Here is a 12,483-nt window from a genome sequence, read left to right as displayed (position 1 = left end):
GCTGCCCCGCCGCCACCCGGCACGGGCGGCCCTTCGGGCAGGGCCGGACACGGGGGAGCGGCAAGACATGACCGGACGGTGGCGGAGACTCCCGACCCTCTTGACGCCTGTCGCCCCGCTGGCGCTCAACCTGCTCCTCGGCGTCCCGGGCGTGGTACCGATCTGGCTGCTCTGGTACCTGGTGTCGAACTGGATCGATCCCGCCCCCACCGAGAACGACGGCATGGCGCTCTGGCTGGTGATCATCGCCCCGGTCCTCGCCTTCTACGCCCTGCTCTGGTGGTTCCCCAACCGAGCCCTCGCCCGCCGCACGCCTCTCACCACCCGCCACTACTGGCTGCTCAGCGCAACGGGCACGCTCCTGCCGACGGCGGCGCTCCTGGTGTACGCGCCGTAAGCCCGCGGCGCCGCGCCCGCCCCCGAACTCCCAGCTCAAGCCCACCCACCGATACGGGTTTCCGCCCAAGGGTGGCCGTACGGCAAGATGGGGTGTATCTGCCCTCACGCGGCGGAGCCGCAATTGCGGGCCCCGCGCTGCCACACTTCGACTGCCGGACGGTTTCTCTTGGCTGAGTTCATCTACACCATGCGCAAGGCGCGCAAGGCGCACGGCGACAAGGTGATCCTCGACGACGTCACCCTGAGCATGTACCCCGGGGCGAAGATCGGCGTCGTCGGTCCGAACGGTGCCGGTAAGTCGACCGTGCTGAAGATCATGGCGGGGATCGAGCAGCCGTCGAACGGTGACGCCTTCATCTCGCCCGGCTACAGCGTCGGCATCCTCATGCAGGAGCCGGTGCTCGACGAGTCGAAGACCGTCCTGGAGAACGTGCAGGACGGCGCCGCCGAGATCATGGGCAAGCTCCAGCGCTTCAACGAGGTCGCCGAGCTCATGGCCACCGACTACAGCGACGCGCTGATGGAGGAGATGGGCAAGCTCCAGGAAGACCTCGACCACGCCGACGCGTGGGACCTCGACGGTCAGCTGGAGCAGGCCATGGACGCCCTGGGCTGCCCGCCCGGCGACTGGCCCGTCACCAACCTCTCCGGTGGTGAGAAGCGCCGCGTCGCCCTGTGCAAGCTCCTGATCGAGGCGCCCGACCTGCTCCTCCTCGACGAGCCCACCAACCACCTCGACGCCGAGTCCGTGAACTGGCTGGAGCAGCACCTGGCCCAGTACAAGGGCACCGTCGTGGCCATCACCCACGACCGGTACTTCCTCGACAACGTCGCCCAGTGGATCCTCGAGCTCGACCGCGGCCGCGCCATCCCCTACGAGGGCAACTACTCCACGTACCTGGAGAAGAAGTCCGAGCGCCTCAAGGTCGAGGGCAAGAAGGACGAGAAGCGCCAGAAGCGGCTCAAGGAAGAGCTGGAGTGGGTGCGGTCCAACGCCAAGGGCCGCCAGACCAAGTCCAAGTCGCGTCTCGCGCGCTACGAGGAGATGGCGGCCGAGGCCGAGAAGATGCGGAAGCTGGACTTCGAGGAGATCCAGATTCCGCCGGGCCCGCGCCTGGGCAGCATCGTCGTCGAGGTCAGCAACCTCAGCAAGGCCTTCGGCGAGAAGGTGCTCATCGACGACCTGAGCTTCACGCTGCCGCGCAACGGCATCGTCGGTGTCATCGGCCCGAACGGCGCCGGCAAGACCACCCTGTTCAAGATGATCCAGGGCCTGGAGACGCCGGACTCCGGTCAGATCAAGGTCGGCGAGACCGTCAAGATCTCCTACGTCGACCAGAACCGCTCCAACATCGACCCGAAGAAGACCCTCTGGGCCGTCGTCAGCGACGAGCTGGACTACATCAACGTCGGCCAGGTCGAGATGCCGTCGCGCGCCTACGTCTCCGCCTTCGGCTTCAAGGGCCCGGACCAGCAGAAGCCCGCGGGCGTCCTCTCGGGCGGTGAGCGCAACCGCCTCAACCTCGCGCTCACCCTCAAGCAGGGCGGCAACCTCCTGCTCCTCGACGAACCGACCAACGACCTCGACGTCGAGACCCTCAGCAGCCTGGAGAACGCGCTGCTGGAGTTCCCCGGCTGCGCCGTCGTCGTCTCCCACGACCGGTGGTTCCTGGACCGCGTGGCGACGCACATCCTCGCCTACGAGGGTGACTCCAAGTGGTTCTGGTTCGAGGGCAACTTCGACTCCTACGAGAAGAACAAGGTCGAGCGGCTCGGCGCCGACGCGGCCCGCCCGCACCGCGCCACGTACAAGAAGCTGACCCGCGGCTGATGGCCCGCCACGTATACGCCTGCCCCCTGCGCTGGGCGGACATGGACGCGTACGGCCACATCAACAACGTGGTCTTTCTTCGGTACCTCGAAGAAGCACGCATCGACTTCCTGTTCCGGCCGGACAAGGATTTCCAGCAGGGGTCCGTCGTGGCGCGCCATGAGATCGACTACAAGCGGCAGTTGGTCCACCGGCACGCGCCGGTGGACATCGAGATGTGGGTGACCGACATACGGGCCGCCTCGTTCACGCTCGCCTACGAGGTCAAGGACGCGGACGAGGTCTACGTCCGGGCGTCGACGGTCATCGTGCCGTTCGACTTCGAGGCGCAGCGGCCGCGGCGGATCACCGACGACGAGAAGTCCTTCCTGCGGGAGTACCTCGACGACGGCGTGGAGGCGCTCGCCGCATGAGCGCGCCCGTGTCCGTGCTGTCCTTCGCCGATGCCGGGGAGGCGGCGGACGTCGCCGCCTTCCTGGGCCGGCTGCTCCACTACGACAAGGCGGCCGCCGTCCGGCTCCAGGCCCAGGCCGGTGGGCAGGCGCTCGCCGTCTTCGGGCGGCCGCCGTCGTTCGAGGTGCTGGCGGTCCGTACGGCGCGGCTGCTCAAGCCCTACGAGAACGGGATCGACGACGTCCTCGACGTGACCGTCTCCGCGGGGCAGCTGCTCGACTCCATCGACGCGGGCGGCTCGACCGCCACCGTCCCCGGGGCCGTCACGGGTCCGCCGTGGGCCGGGGTGCTGCCGCCGCGCGGTGGCTGGGAGCGGGTCCTGGGATTCCCCGGGGCCGAGGCGCTGCGCGGCCTCGTGCAGGCCGCCGTCGGTGAATTCCGGGCTCGGGTCGATGAGTTGGCGCCGCAGGCGCGGACGCGGGCCGGGCTCGACGCGCTGGGCCGGGAGATCTGGTCCCGGGAGATCGGCGGCAGCGGGGTGCCGGTGCGGGTCGCTCACGCGGCGGCCTCGCTCGGGTTCCTCCGGGGTGAGCGGGTCGATCTGCTGGTGGCCGGGGCGTGGGTGCGGTTGCGTACGCCGTACGGGGCTGTGGTGGTGCGGCGTGGTGCGGCCGGCGGTCTTGGCGGGCTTTCGGTCGGGCCCGCCTGAGCGGTTCCCTGGGCGTGGCGTGTCGTGTCGTGTCGTTTGCGGGCGCGCCTCCGGTGGGGGTTCTCGCGCCGTTCCCCGCGCCCCCGAGATGCGCTCAGCGTTCTTCGTCGTCCGGCCAGATCTGGATGTGGTCCGGTTCCAGTTCCAGCATGACCCGGTCCCGCATGCCCAGGGAGTGCGTGTACTCCACGGGGAGCTGGAGTCGGCCCGCGCGGTCCAGCATCGCGTACTCGCGTGAGACCAGGGACTCCTGGCCGGTCGCCGCGTCGACCTGGGTGCGGCGGAGCACCTCCGTCGACGTGCGGCCGTCGCGGATGGCGACCGTGCGGCGCACCTCGGAGGCGACCGTCTGGTCGTGCGTGACGATGACGACGGTCGTGCCCAGTTCCTCGTTGGCCGTGCGGAACGCGGCGAAGATCTGCTCGCCGGTGTGCGAGTCGAGTTCGCCGGTCGGCTCGTCGGCGAGCAGCACCTTCGGCTCGTTGGCCAGCGCCACCGCGATGGCGACACGCTGCTGCTGGCCGCCGGACAGCTGCTGCGGGCGGCGGTCGCGGCAGTCGGCCACGCCGAGGAGGTCAAGGAGTTCCGTGGCGCGCTCCGTCTTCTTCGCGCGCCGGGTCCGGCCGCGCAACTGCATGGGCAGCGCCACGTTCTGAGCGGCCGTCAGGTAGGGGAGGAGGTTGCGGGCCGTCTGCTGCCAGACGAACGCGACGGCCTCGCGGCGGTAGCGCAGCCGTTCCCTGGCGCCCATCGTGAGCAGGTCGTGGCCGGCGACCTTGGCCGCGCCCGCGGTCGGTTCGTCCAGGCCCGCCAGGATGTTCATCAGCGTCGACTTGCCGCTGCCCGACGCCCCCACCAGCGCCATCAACTCGCCCTCGCGGACCAGGAGATCAAGGCCCTGGAGAGCCTGGACCTCGACGCCGTCCGTGGTGAAGACGCGGACCAGGCGGTCGCAGCTGATCAGCGCGTCGTGGCCGTAGGCGGGGCGGTGCCGGTGGGCGGAGGCCCGCGCCTCCAGTTCCGTGAGGGTCGGGGTACCGGGGTGGTCGCTGGTCATGAGGTGGCCGCCTCTTGCGTGGTGGATTCGTCGTGGGCCGGACGCCGGTGCCAGGCGCCCGCGCCCCTGGTGCGCAGCGCCGCGTACGGCCCCGAGTGCTTGGTGTGCGACACCGCGTACCGCTCCGCCTGTCTCGTGTCCCGTACGTGCCTCACGCCGCCTCCCCCGCCCGCAACTCCCGTACGGAGCCCCGTCGCCCCGCCCACCACGCCTGGAGCGACGCCACGCCGACCGCCAGGACGACCACGCAGAGCGCGGGCAGTACCAGGGACAGCGGGTCGGTGCTCAGGTGGTTCGTGGTGCCGCCCGCCGCGTCCGCCAGGGCGAGGCCGGTCAGGTCGAGGCCGGGGGAGAGGAGGCGGATCGCGGCCCAGCCGGTGAGGGTGCCGCCCGCCGCGGCGAGCACGGCCTGCGGCAGCGACTCCAGGATCAGCAGCCGGCGGCTCTGGGCCCGGGTGAGGCCCATGGTGCGCAGCCGGGCCAGGAGCGCGAGGCGTTCCGGGGTGGCCCGGCCCAGGGAGAGCAGGAGTGCCAGGACGGCGAGGCCCGCGCCCGCGCCGACCGCCGCCACGTAGATGCCGGTGGCGCCGGTCTGGAGCGGGGAGTCGACGAACCGGGCCCGTTCGACGGCGCGCAGCCGGACGGCCGCGCCCGGGCCCGCCGCGGCGCGCAGGGCGCCCGCGTCGAGATGGGCGCCGGTCAGCAGCAGCGTCGTGGGGCGGCTCGCGGCCTTCGTCGCGCGGGCCAGCGCCGTGGCGTCGACGATCAGGAAGTCGTCGGAGAGGGCCGGTGTCGTGGTGCGGACGGCGGCCGCGCGCAGGGTCACGGTCTCGCCGTTCATCCACAGGTCGAGGCGGCCGCCCGCGAACAGCTCCGCCATGGACGGCGAGACCAGGGCCGGGACCGTGCCGCCGCCCGCCGGCCGCAACGCGGAGGCGGGGAACGCCCCGAGACCGGTGTGGCGGGCCAGGCGGGCGTACCCGGCGGGGTCGACCGCGGCGAGCGGCAGCCGCCGGGTGCCCTCGCGGACCTCGGCGTCGTAGTGGACCGTGACCGGCGTGACGGCGTCCGCGCCGGGCGTGGCGCGGATCCGGGCGACGCGCGCGGCGGAGAGCGGGCCGCCCCCGTCGACGCGGGCGTCCGCGCCGGTCACCAGGAGCGCCGCGCGGTCCCGGGTGCTGTCGATACCGGCGAGGACGCTGCCGCCGAACGCCGCCGTCGTCAGCGCGGTGAGCAGTGCGAGCAGCGGCAGGACGGCGGTGCCCGCGCCGGCGCGGGCCGCGCGGGCCAGCGACAGATGGCCGACGGCGCCCCGCAGGCGGCCGGTGGGGCCGACCAGGCGGCGCAGCGGCAGCGGAGAGATCCGCACGAGGACGGCGGCGGCCACCACGGCGACCAGGACGGGCGCGAGCGCGACGAGGCCGTCGCCGCCGCCGGTGGCGCCGCGGCGGCGCAGGGCCACGACGGCGCCGACGGCCAGGACGAGGACGGTCAGTTCGGCGACCGTGCGCCGGGCCGACGGGCGGGTCGTGGCCACGTCGTCGCGGGAGCTGTGCAGCCGCGCCCTGCGGTGCGCGGCCAGCGCGCGGACCGGCAGCGCGGCGCAGGCCACCGCGGTCACGGCGGCCGCGGCGAGCGCGGAGGGGTACCAGCGGTCGCCGGGGACGGCCGCGAGCGCGAGCAGGCAGCCGAGCAGACCGGCCGGGACCGCCGGCACCGCCGTCTCGGCGAGCAGCCGGACCCCGAGGCCGGGCAGGGAGGCGCCGCGCGAGCGCAGCAGCGCCAGTTCGGTGCGGCGCCGGTCCGCGGCGAGCCCGCCCGCCAGGAGCAGCACGATGCAGGCGACCGTGCCCGTGCCGTACGCGGCGACCGCCACCACCGGCGTGATGCCCGAGCGCAGGGACTCGAAGCGGGCGATGACGTCGTCGAGGCCGCTGCTGACGTCGGCGGTCGCGCTGCCCGTGGCCCGGCGCACGTCGAGCAGTCCGGCACCGTCCGTCGTGGACGCCAGACCGGCTTTCAGCGCGGGCAGCCGGCGGGCGGTGAGGCCGGAGGTGTCCGGGGAGAGCTGCCAGTACTGCTCGACGGGGGCGAGGGCGGTGAGCGCGGGCGCGGCGTCCGGGTGGAGCAGCAGCGCGGCGCCCCAGAAGTGCGTCGGCGGCATGTCCTTCGTGCCGCGCCACTGGGGCGTGCCGAGGAGGGACGAGGCCGACCAGTACGCGCCGGACGGGTTCTTCGGGGTGACGATCCCCGTGAGGTGGACGGCGACCGTCCCGCCGGCGGCCACCGGCAGGTGCAGCACCGCACCGGGTGCCAGCCGCAGGTGCCGCGCGGTCTCCCGGGTCACGGCGGCCTCGAGGCGCGTGGCGGTGTGCTCGGCGCCGGGCAGCCGGCCGGCCGTCACCGTCGCGTGGTCGGCGAGCCCGTTCTGCGCGTACAGCGTGAACCGCGACTCCAGCCCCTCCGGCCGGGGCGCCTCGGGGGCGGGCAGCCCTTCCTGCGGGGTGCGCAGGCCGTACGACGACTCGCGCGGGTCCGCGACGAACGGCTTCGGCACGGCCGCGGCGACCTTCCGGTACGCGGCCCGGGTGGCGGCGCCGGTGAGCGTCGCGGCCCGTTCGTCCGGGGCGAGGTCGAGGCCGGGGTCGTCCGCGGTGACGTCCAGGATCATCCGGCTCGGGCCCTCGTCCGCGACGGCCCGGCGCAGCCCGCGGTCCTCGGAGCGGTCCACGGCCCGCGGGAACGCGGCGGCCAGGCCCGACGTGAGCAGGACGAGCAGGAACAGCGCGAGCGCCGGCCAGGGAGCCGTCCGCAGCCGTGTCCGGGTCCAGGGCGCCACGGCCTTCGTCGCGGCGGACATCTCACTCGCCTCCCTGGGCGCGCAGCGCGGTCGCGGCGCGCGGCGGCCGGCGCAGGGCGAGCCCCGCGGTGATCAGTACGGGCGTGACGGCCACCCCCGCAAGGAGCAGCGCCACCTGGTGCAGGGGCAGCCGGACGAGGACGTCGGGTACGGGGCGGGTCGCCTCGCCGGTCAGCACGGTCAGCGGCACCACCGCCCGGGTGAGGAACGCGCCGAGCCCGAGCCCCACGAGGAGCGCGAGCCCCACGAGGACGCCCTGCTCGGCGGCGACCAGGCGGGCCAGCCGGCGGCGCGAGGCGCCGAGCGCGCCGAGGACGGCGAACTCGGTGCCGCGCTCGCGCAGCGATCCCGCCGTGTTCACCGCGAAGCCGACCGCCGCCAGCAGGGCCGCCGCGAGGGCCGCCGCGGCGAGTGCCGACTGCGGGCCCGCGCCGAGCGGATCGTCGCGCAGCCGGTCGGCGGTCTCCGCGCGCACCACCACCTGCGCGGGGTCGGTGTCGGGGCGGGCCCGCAGCGCGGCCGCCGCCTTCGCGTCGTCGCCGGGGGCGGTGGACAGCCACCACTCGTTCGGGGTGGCCGGGTCGGCGCCGGCGGCGACCAGGGCCCGGTTGAGGGCGTGCAGGTCGAGCAGGAGCGCGCCGCCGTCCTTCGCCCGGGCGGCCCCGGTCCCGCCGCCCGGATCCGCGGTGGCCGCACCGGCTTCGGGGCCGGTCGTCGGCAGCGCCCGGACCCGGCCCACGATCCGTACGCGTACGGTCCGGCCGCCGAGGTCCACGTCGACGCGCCGGCCGGTGCGGGTGCCCGAGGAGGCGAGATAGCGGTCGGTGGCCACCGCGGTGACCTCGCCGGCCGCGGGACGCGCCAGGTCGAGGCGGACGTCGACGCTGGGCGGGACGTTGGCCTCCAGGGCGGTCACGAAACCGGTGCCGTAGGTCAGGGAGGGCCGGCCGGGGGCGAGCTCCGGGGCGGTCGGGGCGCCCTCGGTGTGCGGCGCCGCGGTGCCGCGCCCCACCATCGACGTCTCCCAGTGCGTGCCGGCGAGAGCCACGTCCCGGGCGCGGTCACCCGGAGCAGTGGTGTTGACGCTCTCCAGGGCGATGCGGTGGCGCGCGCCCCGCCCGGCGCGTTCGTCCGTGTCGAAGTCGAGGCCGCTCACCGAGAGCGGGCCCGCCGCGGGGCCGAGGTCCAGGCCGAGGAGGTGGCGGCGGCCGTCCAGGGGGAGGGCGCCGAGCTGGAACCGGTAGGTGAGCCCGTACCGGTCCTGGAGCGTCACGGAGGCCGTGGTCAGCTCGCCGGGGCCCGCCGTGCCCGCGCCGTCGAGGTTCGTGGCGCGCAGGGCGAAGCGGACGCGGGTCGCCGCCCCGGGCAGCCGGAGGCCGGGTGCCGGCCGCGTCTTCGGTGTGACGGCCGCGACGGTCCGCCGCGGCGAGGAGTCGGTGAGGTCGGCGCGGAGCAGCAGATCGTCGTCGAGGCGCGCCGTGTCGAGCGCGAGGACGGTGGCCGTCCGGCCGCCGCTGAGGGGGACCGGGGTGCGGTAGCCCGGGGCGGCGTCGCGCACGCCGGGGGCCTGTGCGTACCGCGCGACCTGGTCCATGCCGGGCTCGGTGGCCAGGACCCGCACCGGCGCCCCGGCGCGGAAGTCCGCCTGGTCCTCCTGCGAACGGTCCCAGGACGCGCCCTGCCCGATCGCCAGCATGCCCATGGCCACGGCCAGGACGAGCAGCAGCACGGGGCCGGCGCCGCGCATCGGGCGGCGGCTGAACTGCCAGCCCGCGAGCGCCGCGGTCAGCCCGCGCCCGCTCGCCGCCCGCCGCTCCGCGAGCCGCGCCACCGGCGGCAGCAGCCGCAGCGTCAGCACGGTCCCCGCCAGCAGGGCCAGCGCCGGGGCGACGACCAGGAGCGGGTCGATGCCGAAGCCCCCGCCGCGGCCGGCGCTGATCGCGCCCGCGCCGCCCGTCTGCCGGTCCAGCTGCCAGTACGCGACGCCCGCGACGATCAGCAGCCCCACATCCGCGCCGGCCCGCAGCGGCGCGGGCAGCGACCGGGCCCGGCCCTGTCCGGGGTCCCGCGCGGTCAGCGCGGGCACCGTCACGGCGAGGGCGCAGCCCACCGCGACGGCCGCGCCCACCAGCCACACCGCTCCGCTCGCGCCCGCCGTGTCGCCGGAGAGCCGCAGCCCGATCCGCGACAGGGCGCCCTGGGAGGCGACCAGCCGGGTCAGCGGACCGGCGAGCAGCGGTGCCAGGAGCGCGGCGGGCAGCGCGAGGAGCAGCGCCTCGGCCGCCGCGAGCGCGGCGATCCGGGCGCGCGAACCGCCCCGGGCCCGCAGCGTCCAGGTCTCCCCGGCCCGCTCCGCGCTCAGCAGCCGCGCCACGAGCAGCAGCGCGTACCCGGCGAGCAGCACCAGTTGCAGCGCCACGATCAGCAGCGTCGAACGGGCCACGAGCAGCGCCCGCTCCGTCCGGTCGAGCACGTCGGGCAGCGAGGTGGCGACCGCCGTGGTGCCCGCCAGCGCCTTGCTGCCCAGCAGCTCGCGGGTGCCGGCCCGGGCCGCGTCCCGCAGCGCGTCGATCCGGCCGGTGGTGACCGTGCGGAAGTCCGCGGACGCCAGCCACGCCGACGTCCCGTCGCTGACCCGGCCGCCCGCCAGGACCGAGGGATCGGCGAGCAGCGGCCCGTACGTCGTGAAGTTCTGCTTGCGCACGCCGCGCCCGCCGAGTTCGTCGAGCGTCCAGTACGGGGACTGCGGACGGGCCGGGCGGTAGAGGCCGGTCAGTTCGACGGTGACCTGCGGGCCGCCGAGCCGGTCGGCGAGGGTGAGCCGGTCGCCCGGCGCGAGGTGCAACTGCCGCGCGGCGACGGCCGGGAGCGCCGCCTCGACCACGGAGCCGCGCGGCGCCCGGGGCGGCCGGCCCGCGGTGATCTTCACCTGCGCGGGCTCGACCGCCGCGAAGCGGGTCAGGTCGGGCTGCTCGCCGCGCGGGGTGTGCGGCAGCCCGTACGGGCCGGACGTGATCAGCGACGCACGGTGGACGGGCAGCCCGTCGAAGGTGCGCCGGGCGCCCTTGTCGAGCGCGGCGACGGCCGCGGCCCGCCCCTCGGCGGGGACGTCGGCCCGGACCACGAGCGCGGTCGTCGCCGCGTCCCGGGTGCGCAGCGAGTACCGCAGCGAGGCGTCACCGATCGCGGCGGAGAACGCGCTGAGCATGGCGAGCACCGAGGTCGTCAGCAGCACCGCGAGCAGGGCAGCGGCCGACAGCAGCCGGTGCGCCCGTACTCGTAGCAGGACAAAACCCCACACGCCGTGCCGCCTCGCATCCCCGTCCCACGCCGTACGCCCAGCCGTACGCCCCCGAAAGTCTGTCCGGATATTGTCATTGCCGACGGGGTCCGGGGAAGAGGTCTGGACCGGATACCGAGGGGCGGTGCCCGGTGAGCGGTGCTGTCCCGCGGGGCGGCCGGGGTCAGCCGGCGGTGTTGACCATCGACGCCGCCGCGTACGTCAGGTAGTTCCACAAGGTCCGCTCGTGCTCCTCGGAGAGGCCCAGCTCGTCCACCGCGTCCCGCATGTGCTTCAGCCACGCGTCGTGCGCCGCCCGGTCCACCTGGAACGGGGCGTGCCGCATCCGCAGCCGCGGGTGGCCGCGGTTGTCGCTGTAGGTGCGCGGGCCGCCCCAGTACTGCATGAGGAACAGGGCGAGCCGCTCCTCGGCCGGGCCCAGGTCCTCCTCCGGGTACATGGGGCGCAGCAGCGGGTCCTGGGCGACGCCCACGTAGAAGCGGTGTACGAGGCGGCGGAAGGTCTCCTCGCCGCCCACCTGCTCGTAGAACGTCTGCTCCTGAAGCGTGTCGCGCGGGATCTCAGTCACCTCCCCATGCTCTCAGACGGGCGGTCCTAGGACGCGGGGCTCAGGACCCTCCGCCACCCGCCCCCGGACGGGTCGCGGGACTCGCCGTCGCGGCGCCGGCGCAGGACAGTGGGGAGATGGGCGCGGAGCGCGGGGCAGAACCGGATGACGACACCGGGCCGCTCGCGGAGCGGGCGCGGGCGGAGCTGGTCCGGGAGATCGCGGAGAGCGGGGTGTGGGACGCGGACGCGCGGTGGCGGGAGGCGTTCGAGCGGGTCCCGCGCCATCTCTTCGTGCCCTACTACTTCCTCGGCGGGCCCGGCGGCTACGAACGGCTGTGGTGCGAGCACCCCGACCCCGAGCGGCGCCGGCGCTGGCTGCGCGGCGTCTACGCGGACCGGCCGCTGGCGACCCGGCTGCGCGACGGAGAGCTGGTCTCCTCCAGCAGCCAGCCCTCGCTGATGGCCCGGATGCTGGCCGACCTGGACGTACGCGACGGGGACCGGGTCCTGGAGATCGGCGCGGGCACCGGCTACAACGCGGCGCTGCTCGCGCACCGGCTCGGCGACGCGCGCGTCACCACCGTGGACCTCGACCCGGAGATCACCGAATCCGCGCGGGCCCACCTGGCCGCCGCCGGGTACCGGCCCGCCGTCGTCACCGGGGACGGCGCGCGGGGGTGTGCCGAGCGGGGGCCCTACGACCGGATCATCGCCACGTGCGCGCTGCGGTCCGTGCCCGGGGCGTGGCTGGAGCAGTGCCGGCCCGGGGCGCGGATCGTCGCGCCGCTCTCCACGGGGCTGCTGGCGCTGCGCGTGCGGGATGCGGCGTACGCCGAGGGGCGGTTTCTGCGGACCCCGGCGTACTTTGTCGCGCTGCGGGGCGGGGGTGGGGGTGGGGGTGAGCCCGGGGTGGAGGGGGTGCCGGGGTGGGCGTTGCGGGATGAGCTGTTCCGGTTTCTGCTCGGGCTCACGGGTGGGGTGATGGACGCGCGGGAGGCGTTCGCGCTCTGGGAGCGGGAGGGGAGGCCGGGGCGGGAGCGGTTCGGGGTGACGGTTGTGGCGGGGCGGGGGTGGGCGTGGCTGGACGATCCGGCCGGGTCCTGTGGGTGGGCGCTGAACTGAATCGCGGACGCGGTTGTCTGCCTGCGGGCCGATTGAGCCGGTTGCGCAGTTCCCCGCGCCCCTTAAAGGTGGTTGTCTATCTGCGGGCGGGTGGGGGCTGGTCGCGCAGTTCCCCGCGCCCCTTCAGGCTTGTTGTTCGGCTGCGGGCCGGTGGGGCTTCTCGCGCAGTTCCCCGCGCCCCTGAGGGGCTTGCGGCTTCGCCGCTGGCCCAGGGGCGCCGATGAGATGGCGCACGTAGTGCGCATCTCAGGGGGGCGGGGAA

At 75.0% G+C, this 12,483-nt stretch carries 10 protein-coding genes; 5 read left to right on the top strand and 5 right to left on the bottom strand.

Translation table 11 applies throughout. The features are described 5' to 3' along the window. The first annotated feature begins 100 nt into the window (after window positions 1-100). The 4 genes from ABZY33_RS30200 (at window position 101) to ABZY33_RS30185 (ending at window position 3,332) form a co-directional block, all read left to right on the top strand. Complete coding sequence (locus ABZY33_RS30200) at window positions 101-397, top strand: hypothetical protein (protein ID WP_356494876.1); 297 nt, start codon at window positions 101-103, stop codon at window positions 395-397. Between the two features lie 168 nt (window positions 398-565). Beyond that, complete coding sequence (ettA, locus tag ABZY33_RS30195) at window positions 566-2,230, top strand: energy-dependent translational throttle protein EttA (RefSeq protein WP_356494875.1); 1,665 nt, start codon at window positions 566-568, stop codon at window positions 2,228-2,230. Next, window positions 2,230-2,643, top strand: coding sequence for a thioesterase family protein (locus ABZY33_RS30190; protein WP_356494874.1), 414 nt, complete (start codon window positions 2,230-2,232; stop codon window positions 2,641-2,643). The genes ettA and ABZY33_RS30190 overlap by 1 nt, the downstream gene beginning before the upstream one ends. 8 nt (window positions 2,644-2,651) lie before the next feature. Beyond that, window positions 2,652-3,332, top strand: coding sequence for a hypothetical protein (locus tag ABZY33_RS30185; RefSeq protein WP_356494896.1), 681 nt, complete (start codon window positions 2,652-2,654; stop codon window positions 3,330-3,332). A gap of 94 nt (window positions 3,333-3,426) precedes the next feature. Here ABZY33_RS30185 and ABZY33_RS30180 read toward each other — a convergent pair whose 3' ends face one another. The 5 genes from ABZY33_RS30180 to ABZY33_RS30160 all read right to left on the bottom strand — a co-directional run bounded on the left by ABZY33_RS30180 (window position 3,427) and on the right by ABZY33_RS30160 (window position 11,118). Further along, a complete protein-coding gene (locus ABZY33_RS30180) occupies window positions 3,427-4,389 on the bottom strand; it encodes an ABC transporter ATP-binding protein (protein ID WP_356494873.1) in 963 nt (320 codons plus the stop codon). Next, window positions 4,386-4,544, bottom strand: a complete 159-nt coding sequence (locus tag ABZY33_RS30175) for a hypothetical protein (protein ID WP_356494872.1) — start codon at window positions 4,542-4,544, stop codon at window positions 4,386-4,388. Before ABZY33_RS30175 ends, ABZY33_RS30180 begins: the two co-directional genes overlap by 4 nt. Then, window positions 4,541-7,249: an ABC transporter permease gene (locus ABZY33_RS30170; protein WP_356494871.1), complete on the bottom strand. Its 2,709-nt coding sequence runs from the start codon at window positions 7,247-7,249 to the stop codon at window positions 4,541-4,543. The genes ABZY33_RS30175 and ABZY33_RS30170 overlap by 4 nt, the downstream gene beginning before the upstream one ends. A 1-nt stretch (window position 7,250) precedes the next feature. Beyond that, window positions 7,251-10,550, bottom strand: a complete 3,300-nt coding sequence (locus tag ABZY33_RS30165; RefSeq protein WP_356494870.1) for an FtsX-like permease family protein — start codon at window positions 10,548-10,550, stop codon at window positions 7,251-7,253. A 163-nt stretch (window positions 10,551-10,713) separates the two neighbouring features. Continuing rightward, entirely contained in the window at window positions 10,714-11,118 is a 405-nt protein-coding gene (locus tag ABZY33_RS30160; RefSeq protein ID WP_356494869.1) for a globin, read from the bottom strand. A gap of 116 nt (window positions 11,119-11,234) precedes the next feature. Here ABZY33_RS30160 and ABZY33_RS30155 point away from each other — a divergent pair, with 116 nt between their 5' ends. Then, window positions 11,235-12,221 carry a methyltransferase domain-containing protein gene (locus tag ABZY33_RS30155; RefSeq protein ID WP_356494868.1) on the top strand — a complete coding sequence of 329 codons (987 nt, stop codon included), beginning with the start codon at window positions 11,235-11,237 and terminating at the stop codon, window positions 12,219-12,221. Window positions 12,222-12,483 lie beyond the last annotated feature (262 nt).

Origin of the sequence: Streptomyces sp. NPDC006552 (genome assembly GCF_040611655.1) — a bacterium.
Classification (GTDB): domain Bacteria; phylum Actinomycetota; class Actinomycetes; order Streptomycetales; family Streptomycetaceae; genus Streptomyces.
The sequence above is the reverse complement of the archived record's forward strand: the minus strand, read 5'-3'. Positions and strand labels throughout refer to the sequence as shown.